Source organism: Nocardioides imazamoxiresistens, assembly GCF_032378595.1.
GTDB classification, from domain to species: domain Bacteria; phylum Actinomycetota; class Actinomycetes; order Propionibacteriales; family Nocardioidaceae; genus Nocardioides; species Nocardioides imazamoxiresistens.
Genome location: NZ_JAVYII010000004.1, coordinates 42352 through 64049, shown reverse-complemented (window position 1 = coordinate 64049; position 21698 = coordinate 42352). Strand labels below are relative to the sequence as shown.

At 72.9% G+C, this 21698-nt stretch carries 19 protein-coding genes; 4 read left to right on the top strand and 15 right to left on the bottom strand.

Annotation, left to right across the window (positions count from 1 at the left end; all coding sequences use genetic code 11):
- Nucleotides 1-6: 6 nt before the first annotated feature.
- A complete protein-coding gene (locus tag RDV89_RS09590; RefSeq protein ID WP_315732791.1) occupies nt 7-1563 on the bottom strand; it encodes an amidohydrolase in 1557 nt (518 codons plus the stop codon).
- 322 nt (nt 1564-1885) lie between these two features.
- Here RDV89_RS09590 and RDV89_RS09585 point away from each other — a divergent pair, with 322 nt between their 5' ends.
- Nucleotides 1886-3748, top strand: coding sequence for a M1 family metallopeptidase (locus RDV89_RS09585; protein ID WP_315732789.1), 1863 nt, complete (start codon nt 1886-1888; stop codon nt 3746-3748).
- 25 nt (nt 3749-3773) lie between these two features.
- On the opposite strand, the gene RDV89_RS09580 is transcribed toward RDV89_RS09585, so the two are convergent.
- The 4 genes from RDV89_RS09580 to RDV89_RS09565 form a co-directional block, all read right to left on the bottom strand.
- The gene (locus RDV89_RS09580) at nt 3774-4529 is read right to left on the bottom strand and encodes an iron ABC transporter ATP-binding protein (protein ID WP_315732788.1); all 756 of its coding nucleotides are present in this window, start codon (nt 4527-4529) and stop codon (nt 3774-3776) included.
- Nucleotides 4526-5584 (bottom strand): iron chelate uptake ABC transporter family permease subunit, encoded by a 1059-nt coding sequence (locus tag RDV89_RS09575; protein WP_315732787.1) that lies wholly within the window; start codon nt 5582-5584, stop codon nt 4526-4528. The genes RDV89_RS09580 and RDV89_RS09575 overlap by 4 nt, the downstream gene beginning before the upstream one ends.
- Nucleotides 5577-6560: an ABC transporter permease gene (locus tag RDV89_RS09570; protein WP_315732786.1), complete on the bottom strand. Its 984-nt coding sequence runs from the start codon at nt 6558-6560 to the stop codon at nt 5577-5579. The genes RDV89_RS09575 and RDV89_RS09570 overlap by 8 nt, the downstream gene beginning before the upstream one ends.
- Nucleotides 6561-6634: 74 nt before the next feature.
- Nucleotides 6635-7609, bottom strand: coding sequence for a siderophore ABC transporter substrate-binding protein (locus tag RDV89_RS09565; protein WP_315732785.1), 975 nt, complete (start codon nt 7607-7609; stop codon nt 6635-6637).
- 134 nt (nt 7610-7743) lie between these two features.
- On the opposite strand from RDV89_RS09565, the gene zwf reads away from it, so the two are divergent.
- The 3 genes from zwf to RDV89_RS09550 all read left to right on the top strand — a co-directional run bounded on the left by zwf (nt 7744) and on the right by RDV89_RS09550 (nt 11933).
- Nucleotides 7744-9186 carry a glucose-6-phosphate dehydrogenase gene (zwf, locus tag RDV89_RS09560; RefSeq protein ID WP_315732784.1) on the top strand — a complete coding sequence of 481 codons (1443 nt, stop codon included), beginning with the start codon at nt 7744-7746 and terminating at the stop codon, nt 9184-9186.
- Nucleotides 9179-11020 carry a glycoside hydrolase family 15 protein gene (locus RDV89_RS09555; RefSeq protein WP_315732783.1) on the top strand — a complete coding sequence of 614 codons (1842 nt, stop codon included), beginning with the start codon at nt 9179-9181 and terminating at the stop codon, nt 11018-11020. The genes zwf and RDV89_RS09555 overlap by 8 nt, the downstream gene beginning before the upstream one ends.
- Before the next feature lie 235 nt (nt 11021-11255).
- Entirely contained in the window at nt 11256-11933 is a 678-nt protein-coding gene (locus tag RDV89_RS09550) for a TetR/AcrR family transcriptional regulator (protein WP_315732782.1), read from the top strand.
- A 23-nt stretch (nt 11934-11956) separates the two neighbouring features.
- On the opposite strand, the gene RDV89_RS09545 is transcribed toward RDV89_RS09550, so the two are convergent.
- The 10 genes from RDV89_RS09545 to RDV89_RS09500 form a co-directional block, all read right to left on the bottom strand.
- Complete coding sequence (locus tag RDV89_RS09545; protein WP_315732781.1) at nt 11957-12205, bottom strand: hypothetical protein; 249 nt, start codon at nt 12203-12205, stop codon at nt 11957-11959.
- Complete coding sequence (locus RDV89_RS09540) at nt 12202-13053, bottom strand: SDR family NAD(P)-dependent oxidoreductase (RefSeq protein ID WP_315732779.1); 852 nt, start codon at nt 13051-13053, stop codon at nt 12202-12204. The genes RDV89_RS09545 and RDV89_RS09540 overlap by 4 nt, the downstream gene beginning before the upstream one ends.
- Entirely contained in the window at nt 13050-14624 is a 1575-nt protein-coding gene (locus RDV89_RS09535) for a sugar ABC transporter ATP-binding protein (protein ID WP_315732778.1), read from the bottom strand. Before RDV89_RS09535 ends, RDV89_RS09540 begins: the two co-directional genes overlap by 4 nt.
- Nucleotides 14624-15640 carry an ABC transporter permease gene (locus RDV89_RS09530; RefSeq protein ID WP_315732776.1) on the bottom strand — a complete coding sequence of 339 codons (1017 nt, stop codon included), beginning with the start codon at nt 15638-15640 and terminating at the stop codon, nt 14624-14626. Before RDV89_RS09530 ends, RDV89_RS09535 begins: the two co-directional genes overlap by 1 nt.
- A 44-nt stretch (nt 15641-15684) precedes the next feature.
- Nucleotides 15685-16815, bottom strand: coding sequence for a sugar ABC transporter substrate-binding protein (locus RDV89_RS09525; protein WP_315732775.1), 1131 nt, complete (start codon nt 16813-16815; stop codon nt 15685-15687).
- A gap of 295 nt (nt 16816-17110) precedes the next feature.
- Nucleotides 17111-18076 carry an AraC family transcriptional regulator gene (locus RDV89_RS09520; protein WP_315733189.1) on the bottom strand — a complete coding sequence of 322 codons (966 nt, stop codon included), beginning with the start codon at nt 18074-18076 and terminating at the stop codon, nt 17111-17113.
- 39 nt (nt 18077-18115) lie between these two features.
- Nucleotides 18116-18406 carry a hypothetical protein gene (locus RDV89_RS09515; protein ID WP_315732774.1) on the bottom strand — a complete coding sequence of 97 codons (291 nt, stop codon included), beginning with the start codon at nt 18404-18406 and terminating at the stop codon, nt 18116-18118.
- Between the two features lie 31 nt (nt 18407-18437).
- Entirely contained in the window at nt 18438-19010 is a 573-nt protein-coding gene (locus RDV89_RS09510; protein ID WP_315732772.1) for a flavin reductase family protein, read from the bottom strand.
- Complete coding sequence (locus RDV89_RS09505; protein WP_315732771.1) at nt 19007-20668, bottom strand: flavin-containing monooxygenase; 1662 nt, start codon at nt 20666-20668, stop codon at nt 19007-19009. The genes RDV89_RS09510 and RDV89_RS09505 overlap by 4 nt, the downstream gene beginning before the upstream one ends.
- A complete protein-coding gene (locus RDV89_RS09500; protein WP_315732770.1) occupies nt 20661-21692 on the bottom strand; it encodes a zinc-dependent alcohol dehydrogenase in 1032 nt (343 codons plus the stop codon). Before RDV89_RS09500 ends, RDV89_RS09505 begins: the two co-directional genes overlap by 8 nt.
- Nucleotides 21693-21698: the final 6 nt, after the last annotated feature.

Here is a 21698-nt window from a genome sequence, read left to right as displayed (position 1 = left end):
GGCGCGTCAACCCAGCTCGACGCCCTCGCCGTGCACGGCCTCGCCGGCGACGTAGGTGGCGGCCACCGGCATCGAGCGCAGCCACGCGCCCTGCTCGGCGCTGGTCTCGAAGGAGGCGTAGGGGTCGGCGTCGAGCAGCACCAGGTCGCCCGGGTGACCGACGTCGACGGTGCCCCACCCGTCGGTCGAGGCGGCCAGCGCCTCGGCCACCGTCAGCGCCTGCTCGCCGTGCCACGGCTCGCGCTCGTCGGCGCTGCGGTGCACCGCGGCCGCGATCGCCAGCCACGGGTCGAGCGGCGAGACGGGCGCGTCGGAGCCGAGCACGAGGTCGACGCCGTCGTCGAGCATCCAGCGGAACGCGAAGCAGCGCGCCGCGCGCTCCTGCCAGATCTTCTCGGTCAGGTCGCGGTCGTCGAGCAGGTGCGCCGGCTGCACGCTGGCGCGCACCCCGAGCTCGGCCATCCGCCGCGAGTCGGCCCGGGCCAGCATCTGCGCGTGCTCGATGGAGCCGCGGGCACCGGTGGCCGCGTACGCCGACAGCGCGGCCGCCGCAGCGGCGTCGCCGATCGCGTGGGTGGCGACCTCAAGGCCGGCGGCGTGGGCGCGCTCGAGCAGGGTGCGCAGCTCCGAGCCGGACAGGTTGGGCTGGCCCGAGGGGTACTCGAGGCGGTGCGCGTCGGCGTACGGCTCGCAGCACCACGCCGTGCGCGTGTTGAGCGACCCGTCGCTGATGATCTTGAGCGGGCCCATGGTCAGGCGGCGGTCGTCGGGGCCGGTCACGTCCGCGACCCCGGGGAGCACGTCGCCGGTGCGCAGCGCGAGGCCGAGCACCTCGTCGAGCCCCTCGGCGTAGGTCGACATCCGCACCCGCAGGCGGTCGCAGCCGTTCTCCCAGCGGTGCAGCCAGTCGCTCGCGCCGCCCGAGAACTCGAAGTCGGTCAGGCCCACGACGCCGAGGGAGGCGGCCGAGTCGAGCGCGCGGCGGTACGCCTCCGGCGAGGTGCCGTCGTCGCCCACGAGGGTGGAGAGGCGGGCGTACGCCGCGAACCACTCGCCCTCGCGCACCACCGAGTCGCGCACCGGCATCGCCAGGTGCAGCAGGGCGGTCGTGTTGAGCCAGGCGTGGTGCCCGTCGCCGGAGATCAGCACCACGGGGGTGTCGCCGGAGACGGCGTCGAGCTCGGAGACGGTGACGTCGCGCTCCCAGCCGCCGGAGCGGTGGCCCCAGCCGATCACCGGGTAGCCCGGATGCTCGGCCAGCCGCTGCGCCACGGCGGCCGTCGCGTCCTCGGGCGAGCGCGCGGCGGCGAGGTCGAGGCGCTGCGAGGCGAGGGTCCACTGGCCGAGGTGCACGTGGTGGTCCCACAGGCCGGGGATCAGCCACCGGCCCTCGGCGTCGACGACCTCGGCGTTCGAGGCGCCCGGGTGTACCGGCAGGTCCGGACCGACCGCGGTGACCCGGCCGTCGGTGACGGCGACGTCGACGGGACGGGGTGACGGGCCGGCGACGACCCCCGCACCGACGGGGACGAGGCGCGCCTGGCGGATGAGCAGGGTGGCCATGGCGGGAACCCTAACGAGGGCGGGGAACCGAGCCGCCGCGGGTCGGCACGGGGTCGGCGCGGGGTCGGCGCGGGGTCGGCGCGGGCCGTGCGGACCGTGCGGATCGTCGCCCGCGGGCCATCGGCGCAGAAGACGCGGACGGTCGGCGGGAGAACGCGGACCGCCGGACCCGCGGGACGCGGCCGCGTCCGCGTTCTCTCCGGCCCGGTCGCGTTTTCTCCACTCAGCCGGCCCGCCGATCCTCTGCCGATCCGCCACTCGCTCCCTCCCCGCTCGACCACTCCTGGCCCGCCTGCACCGCCCGAGCGGGCACACTGAGCCCATGAGCTGGCCCTCGCCGCCCCCCGGCCCCGCACCCGAGCCGGAGCGGCACGAGCCGACGCCGCCGCAGCCGCCCGGCCCGGGGCTCGACGACGGCCCCACGTCGCCGGACCGCCCCGTCCTGCCGGAGCACCGGGCGCCGCAGCCCCGGCCCGAGCCGGCGCCCCAGCCCACGCCCCAGCCCCAGCCCACGCCCCACGCCCCGCCGCCCGGCCCTGCCGGCGCGCCCGGCCCCGCGGGTCCCACCGCGCTCCCCGCCCGGCCGCCCCGGGCGCCGCGCCGCGGGCGTACCGACGGCCGCGTCGGCGGCTGGACCGTGTTCCTCGTCGCGCTCGTCTCGGCCGCGGTCGGCGCCGCGGGCGCCGTCGTCGCGGTGGGCGCGGTGGTCGACCGCGACGACCGGGACCGCAGCAGCGAGGAGCGCGGGGCCGACGGGGCCGACGGCTCCGACGGCTCCGCCGGGGAGGGCGCCGCCGACCTGCCGCCCGTCGCGACGCCCGCCGAGGCGGAGCTGGCGACCGCGGTCAGCCGTCCGCGCGCCGACTCGGTCTACCCCGAGGTCGGCGACCCGGTGGTCGACGCCCTGCACTACGCGATCGAGCTGGCCTGGTTCCCTGAAACCGACGAGCTGGTCGGGACGACGACGGTGACCTTCCGCGCCACGACCACGCAGGACTCCTTCGCGCTCGACCTCGCCGGGAACCTCGAGGTCGACGACGTGACGATCGACGGCGCGTCCGTCGAATGGGAGCACGCGGGCGACGACCTCACGGTGGGCGTCCCCGTCACCGCGGAGGAGCGGTACGCCGTCACCGTGGCGTACGCGGGTCCCCCCACGCCGACCGCGGCGCCGACCACGCGCAGCGACTTCGACGGCGGCCTCGGCATCACCCGCTCGGAGGAGCCGGGCTACGAGGACTGGCTGTGGACGATGCAGGAGCCCTACGGCGCGTTCACGTGGTACCCCGCCAACGACCACCCCTCCGACAAGGCGCTCTACGACATCACCGTGCGCACGACCCCCGAGTGGCGCGGCGTGGCGAACGGCGTGCAGGTCGAGGAGGTCCGCACGGACACCGAGACCGTCACCCGCTTCCACACCGACGCGCCGCTGCCGACCTACCTGGCGACCGTCGCCGTCGGCGACTACGAGCTGACCGAGGACGTCTCGGAGTCGGGCGTCGACCTGACCTACTGGACCCCGGCCGGCGAGGACGGCCTGCTCGCGATGCTCGAGGAGACCCCGGCCGCGCTGGCGTTCGTCGAGGACCTCCTCGGCCCCTACCCGTTCTCCAGCCTGGGCTCGGTCGTCGTGCCGTCCGAGAGCGCGATGGAGACCCAGACGATGATCACCTACGGCAACACCGACTACGCGCTGTCGGTGCCGACGCTGGTGCACGAGATCGCCCACCACTGGTACGGCAACAAGGTCTCCCCCGCCGACTGGAGCGACGTGTGGATGAACGAGGGCATGGCCACCTACGTCCAGATGCTCTACGAGGCCGAGGCGGGCGGCTACACCGACGACGAGCTGGCCTCCTACTACGCCGCTATGGACGCGGGCCTGCGCGCCGAGGCCGGGCCGCCGGCCGCCTACGACCCCGACCAGTTCGCGCAGAGCAACATCTACGTGATCCCCGCCGTGATGTGGCACGACCTGCGCACGCAGGTCGGCGACGACCGCTTCTGGGCGATGGTGCGGGCCTGGCCCACCCACCCGGGCGACGGGTTCGTCAGCAGCGACCGCGGCGCGTACCTGCCGTGGGTCGGCCAGCAGCTCGGCACCGACCTGACCGGCTTCTTCGACGCCTGGCTGCTGGGCGAGACGACCCCGCCGCTGTCGTTCGGCGAGGCGGCCTCGTAGCCGTCCCCAGCAGCCCGCGGCGGTCTCAGTAGTAGACGGCGAGCGGCCCGCTCGGACCCTCGATCACCCGCACCGGGGTGTCGAAGACCTCCGAGAGCACCTCGTCGGTCATGATCTCGGCCGGCGTGCCGAACTCGACGACGGCGCCGTCCTTGACCGCGCAGATGTGGTCGGCGTAGTGCCCGGCGAAGTTGATGTCGTGCAGCACGATCACGATCGTGCGGCCCAGCTCCTCGGCCGCGCGCCCCAGCTGCTGCATCATCTGCACCGAGTGGCGCATGTCGAGGTTGTTGAGGGGCTCGTCGAGCAGCACGACGTCGGTGTCCTGCGTGAGGACCATGGCGACGTACGCCCGCTGCCGCTGGCCGCCGGAGAGCTGGTCGAGGAAGCGGTTCTCCAGGCCCTCGAGGCCGAGGAAGTCGATGGAGCGGCTGATCACCTCCTCGTCGGCGGTGGTCAGCCGGCCGCGGGAGTAGGGGAAGCGCCCGAACGCGACGAGCTGACGGACGGTCAGCCGGGTCACGTAGTGGTTCTCCTGGCGCAGGATCGAGACCACCTTGGCCAGGTCGCGCGACGGCGTGCTGGCCACGTCGTAGCCGGCGATCTCGATGACGCCCTCGTCGATGCCGAGCAGGCGCCCCACCATCGTCAGCAGCGTCGACTTGCCGGCGCCGTTGGGCCCGACCAGGGCGGTGATGCCGCCGGTCGGGATGGTGAGGTCGACGGGCCCGATCACCGCGTCGCGGGCGTAGCTCTTGCGGACACCGGACAGCGTGATCACAGACGGCCCTTCCTCAGGACGACGAGCAGGAACACCGAGCCGCCGACCAGCTCGATGATGATGGAGACCACGCCCTGGGCGTAGAAGACGTGGCGCATCACGAAGTACGCCCCCGCCAGCACCACGAAGCCCGACAGCACGGCGACGGGGAAGACGTAGCGGTGGTCGTGGGTGCCGGCGAACTGGTAGGCCAGCGTCGCGACGAGGAACCCGAAGAACGTCATCGGCCCGACCATGGCCGTCGAGACGGCCATCAGCACCGAGACGAGGAACAGCACCACCATGGTCTCGCGACGGTGCGCGATGCCGAGGCTGGTCGCGCTCTCGCGTCCGAGCGCGACCACGTCGAGGCGCCGCGAGCGCAGCAGCAGCAGGAGCCCCGCCCCCAGCGCCAGCGGGATCGCGATCGGCAGGTAGTCGGGGTCGGCGTTGGAGACCGACCCGAACAGCCGCGCGGCGAGGATGTCGAACTCGCTGGGGGTCAGCAGCCGCTGCATGAAGGCCGAGACCGACGCGAGCCCGCCGCCGATGACGATGCCGATCAGCAGCATCACGTGCAGGTTGCCGTAGCGGCCCGAGAGCAGCCAGCCGTAGAGGACGAGCGCGAAGCCCACCATCAGGGCGACCTGGAGCACGAACTGCCCGACCCCGCGGATCGCGACCAGCCCGGCCACGCCGAGGAAGTACACGGCCGAGGTCTGCACGGCGACGTAGAGCGCCTCGAAGCCCATGATCGACGGCGTGATGATCCGGTTGCTGGTCACCGTCTGGAACGCCACCGTCGCCAGCGCCTGGCACACGGCGACGAGCGCCATCACCACCAGGTTGGTGGCCCGCAGCTCGGCGATCAGCCAGAAGCCGCGCGTGCCGAACGGCATCGGGTTGTCCCAGGCCAGCAGGCCGAACCCGAACCCGACGGCCAGGACCACCAGGACGGCGAGCACGAGCCAGTAGCGACGGCGTACGCCCGGTGCGTCCAGCGCCCCGGAGGCCCGCCGGCTGCGCGGGGCGCTCGCGGCCACGAGGTCCGCCGGCGACGTGGACGCCTCAGCCACGACGCCGCTGCCGCAGGAGGAGGCCGATGAACACGACCGCACCGACCACGCCGAGGACGAGGGAGACGGGCACCTCGAACGGCGCGATGATCGTGCGGCCGACGAGGTCGCAGACCGTGACGATGCCGACCCCGAGCAGGCAGACCCACGGGAGGTTGCTGCGCAGGTCGTCGCCGCGGAACATCGAGACGATGTTGGGCACGACGAGCCCGAGGAACGGCAGGTTGCCGACGACGACGGTGACGATGCCGGTCGCGACGGCGATGAGGCCGGTGCCCAGCAGGATCATCCGGTCGTAGTCCACCCCGACGTTGGTCGCGATCTCCTCGCCCAGGCCGGCGACGGTGAGCCGGTCCGCCAGGACGAAGACCGCGACGACGACGAGGGCGACCAGCCAGAGCACCTCGTACTGCCCGCGCAGCACCGACGTGAAGCTGCCCGCGAACCACACGCCGAGGTTCTGCAGCATGTTGGTCTGCAGGGCGACGAAGGTGGACACCGCGCTGACCACCGCGCCGAGCATGATGCCGACGATGGGCACGATCAGCGACGAGCGCAGGGTGACCTGGCGCAGGAACGCGAAGAACACCATGGTGCCGACGAACGCGGCGAGCACGGCGCCGAGCATCCGCTCGGTCAGGCTGGCCTGGGGCACGAGGATCATCACGGTCAGCAGGCCGAGGCCGGCCCACTCCGTCGTGCCCGTGGTGCTGGGCTCGACGAAGCGGTTCTGGGTGAGCATCTGCATCACCAGGCCCGACATCGCCATCGCGGCGCCGGCCAGCACCAGCGCGACGGTGCGCGGGATGCGGGTGATCGCGAACATCTCGCCGCCGCGCTCACCGCCGAAGACGTCGTAGACGCCGGTCAGCAGCGAGGCGACGAGCAGCAGCCCGACCACCACCACCCCGACGACCAGCCAGGGGTCGAGCAGTCGACCGGGCGTACGCGTGGGGGTCGCGGTCTTCTCCACCATCAGGTTCGTCCTCGTCACGCACCGGGCCTCCGGTCACGGGCGGGTGCCCGTGGCCGGAGGCCGTCGGTGGTGCGTCAGGCGGCGCCCTCGAGGGCGTCGGCGAAGCCGTCCAGGAACTCGATGTAGGTCTGGATGCCCTCGTTGAGGTAGGTGTCGGTGGGCATGTAGACGATCTGGTCCTCCTCGACGGCGGGGACGCCGGCCAGCGCCTGCGAGCCCTCGATGGCCTCGGCGGCCGGGACGTACGACCCGTCCTGCGTGGTCAGCGGCGCGTCGCGGTCGAGCACGAGGATCCAGTCGGGCTCGGCGCTGGCGATGGCCTCGACGGAGATGTCGTCGCCCTGGTGGTCGTCGGAGGAGCCGTCCACCTCGAGCGCGGGACTGAGGCCCAGCAGGTCGAAGACCGGGCCGAGGGTGCGACCGACGCCGGGCGCGAGGTAGCCGATCTCGCCGGCGGAGACGTTGACGGCCATCACGGTGTCGGCGGCGTCGTACGCCGCGGCGGCACGCTCGACGGCCGCGTCGAGCTCGTCGGCGAGCGCCTGCGCCTCGTCCTGCTTGTCGAAGATCTCGCCCAGGACGGTGACCTGGCGCTTCAGCTCCTCGTCGAGGGGCTCGCCCTCGCGCGGGTCGAGCGAGACGATCGCGGCGTCGGGGGCGAGGGAGGCGAAGTCCTCCTGGTAGTCGGCGAAGCGCTGGCCGTTGACGATGAGGTCGGGCTCGGCGGCGACGACGGCCTCGAGGTCCGGCTCCGTGTGGAGGCCCAGGTCGACGATCCCGTCGTCACCGAAGTAGCCGCTCGACTCGGGGATCAGCGGCACCGGTGCGGCGACGAGCTCGACGCCCCAGTCCGACAGCGTCTCGAAGAGGCGGTTGTCGGTCGCGACGACCCGGCTCGGCGGGGAGGCCACCTCGACGGTGCCGAAGTTGTCCTCGACCTCGATGGTCGCGGCGTTCGGGTCGGCCTCCGCGTCCTCCGAGGCGCAGCCGGCGAAGGCCAGCGGGGCGACGGCGACGAGCGAGAGCAGTGCGGCCTTGCGAGAGATCACGAGAGACGTCCTCCGGGAGGGGGCAGGGGCCCTGCCGCTCCACATGAGGGCAGGCATGCCTAACTTAGTACAGCCTTACTCCGCGCGCGCTGTGAGGGTCGTCGCGCTTTGGCGGCACCGAGCACGCTGTTCTCATGACCGAGCCCAGCTCCCCGTCGTCCTCGCCCACGCCCCCGCCCCACGTGGTCGTCCTGTTCGGCGCCACCGGCGACCTCGCCAAGCGCAAGCTGTTCCCCGCCCTGCTGCGGCTCGCCGCGTCGGGCTGGCTGCCCGAGGGCTACCGCGTGATCGGCTCGGGGCGGCACTCGCCGGGCAGCGACGACGAGTTCCGCGAGCAGGTCCGCGAGGGGCTGACCGAGGCCGCCGACGACGACGAGCGCGAGGCGATCGAGCCGCTGCTCGAGCGACTGACCTTCCAGACGTCCTCGGCCGACGACGGCGCCGACCTCGCGGCCGCCGTGGGCAAGGCCGAGGAGGAGGTCGCCGACGAGGCCGGGGTGGCGGTCGACGAGGTGCGCCGGCTCGTCTACCTCTCCGTCCCGCCGTCGGCGATGACCGACATGATCGGCATGCTCCAGCGCGAGGAGCTCGTCGAGCGGGCCCGGCTCGTGGTCGAGAAGCCGTTCGGTCTCGACCTCGCCACCGCCGAGGAGCTCGACGCCGCGCTGCTGGACGCCGTCGACGAGGAGCAGGTCTTCCGCATCGACCACTTCCTGGGCAAGGAGGCGGTGCAGAACATCCTCGCGCTGCGCTTCGCCAACGGGTTGTTCGAGCCGGCCTGGGACCGCCGCTCCATCGCCTCGGTGCAGATCGACGTGCCCGAGAGCCTCACCATCGAGGGCCGGGCGTCGTTCTACGAGTCCACCGGGTGCCTGCGCGACATGATCTCGACCCACCTGTGCCAGCTGCTCGGCTTCGTGGCGATGGAGGACCCGGGCTCGTTCACGGCGCAGGCGGTGCGCGACACCAAGGCCGCGCTGTTCCGCGACCTGCGCCCCCTGGACCCCGAGCGCGTGGTGTTCGGGCAGTACGAGGGCTACCGCGACGAGGACGACGTGGACGACGACTCGGACGTCGAGACGTTCGTCGCGGCCGAGGTCTTCGTGGACAACGACCGCTGGGAGGGCGTGCCCTTCCTGCTGCGCACCGGCAAGGCGCTGGCCGAGGGCCGGCGCACGATCACGCTGCGCTTCCGCGATCCCGCCTCCGACATGTTCGAGGAGCCGTCCTGCGGCAACGAGCTGGTCCTCGAGCTGACCGACGAGCCGCAGATCCAGGTCGACGTGCGCGCCAAGCGCCCGGGACCCGCCTTCGACATCACGATGGCGACGATGGCCCTCGAGGTCCGCGGCAACGGCGACGACGTCTTCCCGCTCGAGGCCTACGAGCGGCTCCTGCTCGACGTGCTCCGCGGCGAGCAGACCCTCTTCACCCGCTCCGACGAGGTCGAGCGGCTCTGGGAGGTCTGCCAGCCCGTGCTGGACTCGCCGCCGCAGGTGCAGGCGTACGCCCAGGGCTCCTGGGGTCCGCAGGCCGCGCTCGACCTCGCGCCGGGCGGCTGGCGGCTCGGTGGTTGAGTCGCGCACGGCGGGCGACGCGCCCGACATCGCCGCGCACGGGATCATCGGGGACCTGCGCTCCGCGGCCCTGGTCTCGACCGACGGCACGATCGACTGGTTCTGCCCGCAGCGCTTCGACGCCCCCAGCGTGTTCGCCGCGATCCTCGACGAGGAGCACGGCGGGGCGTGGCGCCTCGCCCCCACCGGCGAGGTGACGCGCACGCAGCAGTACTACCTGCCCGACACCGCCGTCCTCGTCACCCGCTTCCTCACCCCCGACGGCGTGATCGAGGTGCAGGACTTCATGCCCGTGCTGAAGGCGCACGACGAGGAGCACCGCCAGCGCCTGGTACGCCGGGTGTCCGCGGTCCGCGGCACCGTCCCGTTCCGCACCGTCGTCGACGCACGCCACGACTACGGCCGCACGGAGGCGGAGCCCGAGGAGCTCGACGGCGGCGTGCTGCTGCCCGACGGCCACGTCGACCTCGTGCTGACCTCCACCCACGACCTGGTCGTCGACGGCGGGCTGGTCGGCGCCGAGGTCACGCTGCACGACGGGGAGTCGGCGCTGTTCGTGCTCGAGGTCCTGGAGAAGGGCACCCAGCCGTCACCCGACGTCGTCGACGACACCGACGACCTGCTGGACGCCACGACGGCGTACTGGCGCGGCTGGCTGGAGCGCTCGACGTACGCCGGACGCTGGCGCGGCACCGTCGAACGCTCCGCGATCACCCTCAAGCTGATGTGCCACGAGCCGACCGGCGCGGTGATCGCCTCGCCGACCACGAGCCTGCCGGAGGAGATCGGCGGCGAGCGCAACTGGGACTACCGCTACGTGTGGATCCGGGACGCCGCCTTCACCCTCTACGGCCTGCTGCGCCTCGGCTTCACCGACGAGGCGGCCGCCTTCGTGCACTGGCTCTCGCGGCGCATCGGCGAGGCGGACCCCGAGGACCCGGCGTACGAGGCCCTCGGCCCCCTGCGGGTCCTCTACACGATCGACGGCGAGGTGCCGACCGAGGAGCACTCGCTCGACCACCTCAGCGGCCACCGCGACTCCCGACCGGTGCGGGTCGGCAACGCGGCGGTCGAGCAGCTGCAGCTCGACATCTACGGCGAGCTGATCGACTCGGTCTACCTGTTCGACAAGTACGGCTCGGGGATCAGCCACGACGGCTGGTGCGACCTCGTCACCGTCCTGGAGTGGGTGCTGGAGAACTGGGACCGCGACGACCACGGCATGTGGGAGATCCGCGAGGACCCGCGCCCGCACACCACCTCGCGCCTGATGTGCTGGGTCGCCGTCGAGCGGATGATCCGGGTGGCCCGCAAGCGCGGCCTGCCCGGCGACATCGCGGCCTGGGGCCACGTGCGCGACGAGATCTACGGCCGGATCATCGAGGAGGGGTGGAACGAGGAGCTCGGCTCCTTCACCCAGACCGAGGGCTCCGACGTGCTCGACGCCGGCCTGCTGCTGATGCCGCTCGTGAAGTTCTGCGCGCCCGGCGACCCGCGGTTCCTCGGCACGCTCGAGGCCGTCGAGGACCACCTCGTCACCGACTCGCTGGTGTTCCGCTACGACCCCGGCGCCGACGGCTCCACCGACGGGCTGGACGGCGAGGAGGGCACGTTCTCGATGTGCTCGTTCTGGTACGTCGAGGCGCTCACCCGCGCCGGTCGGCTCGACGACGCGCGCCTCGCCTTCGAGAAGATGCTGACCTACGGCAACCACGTCGGCCTCTTCGCCGAGCAGGTCGGCCTGACGGGCGAGCAGCTGGGCAACTTCCCGCAGGCCTTCACCCACCTGTCGCTGATCAGCGCCGCGACCAACCTGGACCGCTCGCTGGGGTGAGGGGCGGGCCGGCGGGCGGCCTGCCCCCTCAATCTCGCCCCCTCCCCCGCGAAGAAAACGCGGACGACCGACGAGAGAACGCGGACCCCGCCGGCCGTCCGGGCCCGCTCCGTCCGCGTTCTCTTCCGCCCGGTCCGCGTTTTCCCCTCCGTGCCGGGTCCACCCGGCCTCGGACGGCACGGCCTGCACGTCGCTCTTCGACTGAGCCGCCCGGCGCGCTGGCTACCCTGACCCGGTGCCCCCACCGCCCCGCCGCACCGCCAAGGCCGAGGCCACGCGCGCCACGATCGTCGCCGCCGCGCGCCGGCTCTTCCGCGAGGGCGGGTACGACGCGACCACGATGCGCGCCGTCGCCGACGCGGCCGGGGTGTCCCTGGGCAACGCGTACTACTACTTCGCCTCCAAGGAGCACCTCGTCCAGGGCTTCTACGACCAGCTCTCCGCCGAGCACCTCGAGGCCGTGACGATCGTGCTCGCCGAGGAGCCGGCGTTCTCGGCGAGGCTGGCCGGGGTCCTGGAGCGCTGGGTCGACGTCGCGGCGCCGTACCACGACTTCGCGACCACCTTCTTCCGCAACGCGGCCGACCCGCGCAGCCCGCTCTCGCCGTTCTCGCCCGAGTCGGCCGCCGCGCGGGAGGCCACGGTGGCCATCCACCGCGAGGTGCTCGCGGGCGCCGACCTGCGGGTGCCTCCGGCGCTGCGCGAGGACCTGCCCGAGCTGCTGTGGCTGCTGCAGATGGGGGTCGTGCTGTTCTGGGTGTACGACTCCTCGCCCGACCAGGCGCGCACCCGCACCCTGATCCACGGCGTCGTGCCGGTCGTCGACCGGCTGATCCGGCTCACGCGGCTGCCCGTGGCGCGCGGCATCGCGGGCGACGTGGTCGCCCTTGTGCGCTCGGTGCGCGCCGGGTAGCCGCTCGGACGGCCACCCGGCGCCTACCCGGCGCCCGGGGCCGGCCGGTCGGCGACGCGGCCGTCCCGGTACCAGACCGCGAAGGCCAGCGCTGAGGCCGTCGAGATGGTCGGGTGGCACCCGTTGGGCGCCCGCGAGACCAGCGGTGACGTGCCCAGGTCGCGGAGGCGGCGGACGGTCGCGGGGCTGCACCCCGCGACCCGGGCGGCGAGGTCCAGGCTGCACCAGCCGTCCTCGCCGCGGTCAACGGGCGCGTCGTACCGGGTCCTCACGAGCTCGACGCCTCGCCGTCCGCCGGCCCCGGCCCGGCGTCCAGGGGACGTGCGACCGGACGCTGCCGGGTGGTGAGCAGCGCAGCGCGGCGTTCGGCGAAGGCCGTGAACATCGCCGGGTGGGTCGTGATCCAGAAGCGCCCCTCCTCCACGCCCTCGAAGATGGCCTCGGCCGCGTCGTCGGCCGACAACCCCTCGTCCCGGACGTACCTCCTCAGCACCTCGCGGTACTCGTCCGCCTCGGGGTCCGCCGCGGAGGCGGTGTCGAAGATCGCGGTGTCGACCGGCCCGGGGAGCACCACGTGCACCCCGATCCGGGACCCGACCTCGTCCAGGTCCAGGCGCAGGCACTCGGTCAGGGCGAGGACCGCGTGCTTGCTGGCGTTGTACGCGGCCTGGCGCGCGGGCCCGGAGGCGACGGCCGCGAGCGACGCCACGTTGACGATCGTGCCCGCAGGACCGGGCTGGTCGAGCATGCGCGGCACCGCTGCGCTCAGCCCGTTCACGACCCCGAGGACGTTGACGTCGAGCAGCCGGCGCCACTGCTCCTCGGACGTCTGCCACGCCAGGCCCGTCGCCTCGACGGCGGCGTTGTTGACCAGCAGGTCGAGCCGTCCGTGGCGCTCCACGACGAGGTCGACGGCTGCGGCGACCTCGGCGGCCACGGTGACGTCCGCGGCCAGGACCTGGATCGCCCACCCGCGAGCCACCGCCAGGTCGCGGAGCGCCGCGAGGGACGCCCCGTCGACGTCCGTCGCGACGACGGCGAACCCGCGTGCGGCCGCTGCGACCGCCACGGCACGACCGATGCCCGAGCCTGCGCCGGTGACGAGCGCGGACCGGGTCACGGCGCGGCCGCCAGCCGGGGAGCACCGTCGGGTCCGGCCCCGAGGACGGCCGTGCCCATGGTGAGCTCGGTCAGGTCGTCGGGCGACATGGTGCTCGTGTCGAACACCCCGATGCAGCGCCCCGCGACGAGCACGGCGACCCGGTCGCACAGGGCGATCAGCTCCTCCGACTCGGTCGCCACGACCAGGACCCCCGCCCCGTCGGCGGCGGCCCGCCGGACGATGTCGTGGATCGTCTGCTTGGCACCCACGTCGACGCCCTGCGTCGGTTCGTCGAGGACGATCACGTCGGGCTCGAGGCGCAGCGCCCGCGCCAGCACCACCTTCTGCTGGTTGCCGCCGCTGAGGTTCGCGAGCCGGGCCTCCGGGTCGCGCGGCTTGACCTCGAGGTCGGCCAACCACCGCGAGGTCTGGTCCCGCTCGCGCGAGCGCCGCAGGCCCAGCGGTCCGTAGACGTCCCGCAACCGCGCGATGGTGAGGTTCTCCCGCAGGGTCATGTCCACGAAGGCGGCGTTCGCGAGCCGGTCGGCGGGCACGTACGCCATGCCCGCGGCCAGCGAGACGACCGGGTCCGTACGCCCGAGCGGGCGCCCTGCCACCCGGACCTCCCCCGTCCGCTCCAGGGCACCGAAGACGAGGCGGCCGACCGACTCCCGCCCGGACCCCGTCACGCCCGCCACCCCGACGATCTGCCCGCGACCGACCTCGAGGTCGAGCGGTTCCAGACCGGCGCCCGCGAGCCCGCGCAGCTCGAGCACGCCGTCGCCCGGTTCCGGGCTCGACACGTCGCTCGCGGTGTGGCTGCCCGGCATCTCCAGGTCCCGCCCGATGGTCAGGCGCACCAGCGCGGGCTCCGTCAGCGTGGCGACGTCGCGCGTCGCCACGAGCCCCCCGTCCTTCAGCACCGTGACGCGGTCGCACAGGCCGAGGATCTCGGGGAAGCGGTGCGACACGTAGACGACCGCCACCCCGGCCTCGTTGACGGACCTCACGACGCGGAAGAGGCGCTCGGCCTCGGCCGCGGGCAGGGACGCCGTCGGCTCGTCGAGGACCAGCACCCGCGCGCCGTCCTCGTACCCCCCGACGGCCCGGGCGATGGCGATCCCGGTCCGCTCGGAAGCCCGCAGCTGGGCCACGGGCCTGGTCAGGTCGAAGTCGTACCCGAGCCGACCGAGCAGCTCCCTGCCCGCCTCCGCCTCGGCCCGCCAGGAGATCGACCCCAGCCGCGAGCGGCGGTACCCCCGTCCCAGGGCGAGGTTGTCGAGCGCGCCGAGCGACGGCACCAGGCCGAGGTCCTGGTGCACGAACCTGAGGCCGACCTCCGCGGCGGTGGGCCCGTCGCCGAGGGCGAACGGGGCGTCGTCGAGCCAGGCCCTCGCCCCGTCGTCGGGCTGGTGGTAGCCGGCCAGCACCTTGATCAGGGTCGACTTGCCGGACCCGTTCTGGCCGACGAGGCCCATCACCTCCCCCGCGCGCACCTCGAAGGCGACGTCGTCGAGCGCCTTGGTGCCGGCGAAGGACTTGCTCAGGTTCTCGATCCGCAGCAGCGGTCGGGCCGTCCCGGTCCCCATCAGACCAGCGACTTCTGCTGGCCGGAGCGGACGGCCAGGGCGACGGCGATGATCAACGCCGCCCCGTTGAACAGGTCGTCCACCCAGAACGGAGCGCCGATCAGCTGCACCCCCTTGACCCCCGTGGCCAGGACGTACACGGCCACCAGCGTGCCGAGCACGTTGACGTTGCCCTGGCGGAACTGCGTGGCGCCCAGGAAGGCGGCCGCGAAGGCGGGCAGCAGGTAGGGCGTGCCGGCATCGAGGGAGGCCGAGCCGATCCGCATCACGAACACGATCCCGGCGACGGTCGCGATGACCGCCGACACCACGAGGGCGATCGTGGTCAGACGGTCGACCCGGACGCCTGCCAGCCGCGCGGCCTCCTTGTTGGAGCCGGCGGCGTAGAGGTAGCGACCGGTCTGCCGCAGCTCGAGGACGTACCACATCGCTGCGGCGATGAGGAACATGTAGACCACCGAGAGCGGGATGGAGAGGACCTCGTGGCGACCCAGGTCGGTGAAGCCCTCGGGGATGCCGGTGACGATCTGCTGGCCGCCCGTCACCCACTGGATCCCGGCGATGAGGATCGACCCCGAGCCCAGCGTCGCGATGAACGAGTTCACCTTGAGCCTCACCACGACGAAGGCGTTGACGAGGCCGATCGCCACCCCGACGAGCAGCGTCAGCACCATGGCGGTGACCACGCCCGTCTCGAGCTTCGAGAGGAAGGTCGCGACCAGCACGATCCCCATGCCCATCGAACCGGCGATGGACAGGTCGAACTGCGCGGCCGCGATCGGCATCAGCAGCGCGAGCGCCATGATCGCGGTGATCGCCTGGCCGGCGAGCACGGTGCGGAACGTGTTGACGGTGAGGAACGTGTCCGGCACGAGGATGCCGAAGACGAGGATCAGGACGGCCCAGATGAAGAGCAGGCTGACGTTGCTGAGGCTGAGGAACCGGGCCGGGCGCCGGGGCGCCGGCGCGGGTCCGGCCGCGCGGCCCTCGGCCGCCGGGGTGTCGACGACGGTCATCGTTCGGTGCTCCTTGTGTTCTCGGTCGTGGTCCGGCGCGGCACTCAGTCGACCTGCCAGAGCGCGAGGAACTGCTCCGACATGTCGGCCGGGAGGTCGAACAGCAGCTCGTCCTCGGACTGGCCCTCGACGGTGTCCGCCGTGACGAGGCGCAGCGGCATCTCCCACCGCTCGATCTGGGGGTCGCCGTTGAAGTGGCGCACGAAGGCGTCGACGGCCTGCCAGTTGAAGTAGGTCACCGAGAACTGCACGTACCCGTGCTCGGTGCCGTTGCGCACGTTCTCCAGCGAGCCCGAGGAGGCGTTCGCCCCCACGACGCGGACCTGTTCCGCCACCCCTGCCTCACGCAGGGCCGCGGGCACTCCCCCGGTCATCACGGAGTCGGCGAACGCCACGTAGTTGACGTCCGCGTTCCGCTGGACCTCGCTGACGACGATGCTGGGCATGTTGGTGCCGATGTCCGAGACCTGCGTCGTGACGACCTCGGCGCTGCAGGAGGAGCACTCCTCCTCGATCGTCTCCGCGGCGGTGGCGATGATCTGCTGCCCGATGGGGAAGTTCGCCATCTCGAACAGGAGCACGTTCGCGTCGCCGCCGCTGTCCGAGATGATGTAGTTGCCCAGGACCTCGCCGACCGTCGTGAACTCCGGGATGCCGTCCTGCACGGCGATGATGGGACCCTCGGCCTCGTCCGGGCTCGCGCCCAGGACGATCGGGATGCCGGCCGCCTCGGCCTCGCCGTAGGCGGCCTCGAAGGTGGCGCTCGGGACGCCGTTGATCGCGATGCCGTCGACGCCCTGCTCGATGGCGTACCGCACCTTGGCGAGGACGTCCTCCGGGGTGCCGTCGAACGGGATGGCCAGACCCTCCCACCCGATGGCCTCCGCCGCGGCGACCCCGGCCTCCTGCGACTTGATGCAGACCTCGACGTTGCAGCTGAGGAACGCGATCGTCCTGCGACCGCTCGGCGGTGCGCTGACCGGGGTGTCCGCGCCGATGGAGGTCGGTGCGGCGCGGTAGGGCTCGACGGCGGCCGAGGCGGCGTCGAGCTGCTCCTGCGAGGCGGGCGGACCGGCCGCGTCCGAGCCGGCGCTGCACGCTGCGAGCACGCTCGCGGCGAGCACGGTGGAGGCGGCCACTGCGGCGGCCCTGGTGCGGGGGGAGATGGGGGACACGACGTTGCTCCTCGGTGAAGGCGGCGGTGGGTCCCGGAACCCGCGGCCGGCTGTGATCTGCGTCTCACGAAGTAAGCGATCGCTGATCAGGGATGTAAAGCGAACTCGGGCCTCTCCGCGCTTTTCGGCGAACCCGCGGCGCGGAAACCGCCGTGTGGCGCCGCTCCTGCCGCGTCTCCGCGCTTTCCGGCTATCGCCTCGCCGCCCGGTCCGCGGACGTGCGAACGGCGCCCGCGCCGGGTGCGGCGCGGGCGCCGTCGTCGACGGAGCCGGGTGGCGGGAGCCGGGTGGCGGGTCAGGCGCCCCCGAGGGCACGGCGCCGCGTCACCGACGGGAGCTCGCCGTACTGCCGGCGGTAGTGGTCGGCGAAACGCCCCATGTGCAGGAAGCCCCAGCGCTGGGCGATCTGGTTGACGGTCGGACCGGGCGGCGCGGCGTTCAGGTCGTCGAAGACCCGACGCAGGCGCACGTCGCGCACGTGGCTCATGGGCGAGGTGTCGAGCTCCCGCCGGAAGCCCTCCTGCAGCGAGCGCACGCTGAGGTGCACGCGGTTCGCCAGCGAGAGGGCCGACCACGGAGCCGCGGGGTCCTCCTCGACCAGCTCGATCGCCCGGGCCACGCCCTGCACCGTCGAGCTGCGCGAGCGCTGTTCCATGACGTCGCTCAGCGAGTGCCGGTGGGCCAGCAGCAGGCCCTCGACCAGGAGGCGTTCGAAGTGGTGCCGGGTGACGGTCTCCTGGATCAGGCCCGAGTCGGCCTCCAGCTCCCCCGCCAGCAGGTTGACGAGCCGCCACCAGCTGCGGCCTCCCGGGGAGGTCAGGTCCATCTTGGGCTCGAACACGACCGGCGTCAGGATGTCGCGGCCCAGGAGCGCCTTGGCCTCCGCAGCCACGACGTCCGGCGGCACCATGAAGCACATCAGCGTCGTGCCCGCCGCCCAGTGGGTGTCGGGCACCTGGCCCGGGCCCCACACGGAGGCCCGGCCGGGAGCCACCGTCATCGGTTGCTCCGCGGCGCCGGCGCACACCACGCCGCCCGTCAGCGGCAGCGCCACGTGGTACTGCCCCGACGGCTCCGTGCCGTACAGGCGGCTCGGCTTGCGGACGTGCAGCCGACCCGCGACGACGTGGGTCAGCTGCGCGGCGTCGAGCGTGAACTCGAACGACTGACGTGAGCCGACCTCGATGTGGCTCGGCTCGTAGGTGCTCGACACCGTCGACTCCGCGACCTCGCGGTCGTCCGTGCGCAGCACCCTCTTCACCAACGCGCTACTCATTCCGCACCGACCAATCTCCTTCGGTCAGCCCGCGTCCGAGTCGGTCTGTGCCGTGGCTTCCGTCGCGACCTCGAGGTGTGCCCGCACCCGACCGCTGTCGTCGACCCATCCGTGCCGCTCGGCGTACGCGATCATCCCGTCGAGGCGGTCCAACCAGGCTCGATCGACCACCTCTCCGGCCAGCTCGACCAGGACGTCGCGATCCACCCACGTGTGATGCGGAACACTAATCCGAACACTGAACGCAGAGAAGTCCTCCGGGTCCACGAGTTCCGTGCGCGGGGGCACCTGGGCGTGGTCGATCACGATGCGCACGTCGCCTCCCCCGTCCGGGGACGTCCCGCGCTCACCACAGGTCGCTCTCGTGGCTGTGGAAGTCCGGCAGGACGACGCGGCCCTTCGCGCCGCGCTCCTCGGCGAACCGACCGAAGGCGCCGGCGTGGTAGGCCAGCGGGGTCGTGCGTCGGCCGAGCCGGATGGACAGGACGTCCGCGAGGAGCACGAGGTGCGTCCCGGAGGGCACGGCCTGGGTGACGCCGCACTCGACGACGGCGTGGTTGCCGGGCAGCACCGCGTGGCCGAGGTGGACCGAGCGCTCGACCTCGATCCCGTCGAGCTTGCCGCGTCCCTTGCCCGCCAGACGGAGCGCGACGTCGATCTGCGAACGCGCCAGGACGTTGACCGTGAAGCTCCCGGTCTCCTGGATCGCGCGACAGGTCTCCGAGCTCCGGTTCAGGCAGACGAGGACGCTGGGCGGGTCGTTCGACAGGGACGAGAACGCGCTGACGGTCGCAGCCAGGTCCCCGTCCGGGGTCCGCGTCGTCACCACGGTCACGCCGGAGGCGAACCGCCCCATCGCCGCGCGGAACCCCGCGTCGGTGACCGTCTCCGGCGCCGTCTCGTTCATCACCGGGGTCATCCCCGCACCTCCTCGCGGAGCGGGCTGGGCGCGGCGCGCAGGGCGAACCCCTCGTAGCCGCGCCGTGCGACGTCCGCGCAGATGTCGCGGTACGCCTTCTGCCCACCCGCCCAGAGGGGGATGCGGCGCCACTTGCCCGGCACGTTGGCGCCGCCGTAGTAGGAGTTCGTGGCGAGCGGGAAGACCGTGCCCTGGATGACCTCCTCGACGCGGTCCGTCCACTCCTTCTGCGCGACCTCCGTCGCCTCGATGACACCCAGCCCGTGCTCGGCGAGGTGGGCGAGGCAGTCGTCGATCCACTCGACGTGCTGCTCGATCGCCACGATCATGACGGCCAGGACGGAGGGGCTGCCGGGCCCGGTCACGGTGAACATGTTCGGGAAGCCGTGGACGGCGAGCCCGAGGTAGGTGGAGGGACCGCCGGCGTCGCGCCACTCGTCCGCGAGGCGTCGCCCGCCCGTGCCGCGGATGTCGATGCGACCCAGCGCGCCGGAGAGCGCGTCGTACCCCACGGCGTAGACGATCGTGTCCGCCTGGTGCACCGTGCCGTCGCTGAGCTCGACGCCGTCGCGGACCACCCGTCGGATCGGGTTGCTCCGCACGTCCACCAGCTCGACGTGCTCCGCGTTGTAGGTCTCGAAGTAGTTCGTGTCGCAGCAGAGCCGCTTGGCCGCGATCGGGTGGTCCGTGGGGATCAGCAGCTCCGCGGTCGCCGGGTCCGAGACCTTCTCGCGGATCCGGTCACGGACGAAGTCCGCCAGCAGCGTGTTGGCGGCGACGTCCGTCATCGTGTCGACGAAGGCGACGTTGAAGATGGGGGCGCCACCGAACTCCCAGCGCCGACGCATCTCGTCCTGCGCCTCCTCGGCGCCGTACGTGTGCGCGCTGCGCGGGTTCACGTCGACGGTGACTCCGCTGGGCGAGTCCCGCTGGGCCTGGCGGTGGGCCGGGTAGACGGCCTTGCGGCGCGCGACCTCCTCGGCGTCCAGCGGCCGGTTGCGCGCCGGGATGCTGAAGTTGGGGGTGCGCTGCAGCACGGTGACGGCGGCGGCGGTCTCCGCGATGACGGGGATGGACTGCACCCCGCTGGACCCGGTGCCGATGACCACGACGCGACGGCCGTCGAACGACACCTCCTCGTGGGGCCAGCGCGAGGTCTGGTACCACTCGCCGCCGAAGGTCTCGAAGCCCTCGAAGGGCGGGTCGAGCGGCGCGGACAGGCTGCCCGTCGCGAACACGACGTACTGCGCGTCCAGGGTCTCGCCCGTCTCGAGGACGACGCTCCACCGGGCCCGCTCCTCGTCGTAGGTCGCGGCGCTCACGGTCGTCGACAACCGCACGTCGCGACGCAGGTCGAACCGCTCGGCCACGTGGTGGATGTAGGAGAGGATCTCCGGCTGGGCCGGGTAGAGCTCGCTCCACGTCCACTCCTGGTCCAGCTCCGGCGAGAACGAGTAGGAGTAGTCCATGCTCTCGACGTCGCAGCGGGCGCCGGGGTAGGCGTTCCAGTACCAGGTGCCCCCGATGTCGGGGGCCGCCTCCACGACCTGCACGGCCAGGCCGCGGCCGCGCAGTCGGTGCAGCGCGTAGAGGCCGGCGAGGCCCGCGCCCACCACGACGACGTCGAACCTCGACGCGCTCGATCCGGCTTCAGTCATTGGTCGTGCCTCCTCGGTGGTCGTGCCGCAGCAGGACCTTGATGTGGGGGGTCGCCGGGTCGCGGAGGTCGGCGAAGACGCTCGCTGCCTCGGCGACCGGGGCGATGCGGGTGATGAGCTCGTCCGCCGGAACGGCACCGGAGGCGAGCAGCTGGACGGCGGTCTGGAAGTCGCGGCGGGAGTAGCCGGCCGATCCGACGATCTCGACCTCGCGGAGGATGGCGCTCTCCGCGTCGAGCTGCACCGGAGGGCCGAGGCCGACCAGGACGACGCGCCCGCCGCGGCGCACGGCGCCCAGCTGCAGCGCGACGGCCCCGGGCGAGCCCGTGCAGTCGACGAAGGTGGCGACGTCCCGCTCCCGGAGGGCGGCGTCCGTGCCCTCCTCGGGCTCCAGCACGGGCAGTCCCAGCGACGCGGCGCGGTCGCGGCGTCCCCCGTTCACCTCGAGCACGTGGACGTTCCGCCGCCCCTGGGCCCGCAGCACGAGGGCCACCAGGACCCCGATGGGGCCGGCGCCGACGACCACCACGAGGTCGTCGAGGTCCCCGGCCACCTTGCCGGCCGCCCGGCAGGCGACCGCGACGGGTTCGGCGAGCGCTCCCTGCTCGAGGGTCGCACCGGCCGGCAGCGGCACGACGGACGTCTCGTCGGCGACGACCGTCGACGCCAGGCCCCCCGGTCGCTGGACGCCGATGACGCTGCCGAGGTGTCCGCCCGAGGCGCACAGGTTCTCGCGGCCGGTGGTGCAGCTGCGGCACGTCCCGCAGCTCTCGTAGGGGAGGACCGCGACGGCGTCCCCCACGCTCACCGCGGTGACCTGCGGGCCGACCGCCCGGACCACGCCCGAGAGCTCGTGGCCCAGGACGGAACGCGTCGGGAAGGACGGGTCCTCGAGCATGTGGAGGTCGCTGCCGCACACCCCGCAGAACGCGACGTCCACGGCCACGTCGGTCCCCCCGGTCCGGGGCGCGTCGCGGTCCGCGGGGGCCAGCCCCCGGTCCTCGGTGATCTCGATGACCCGCATGACGGC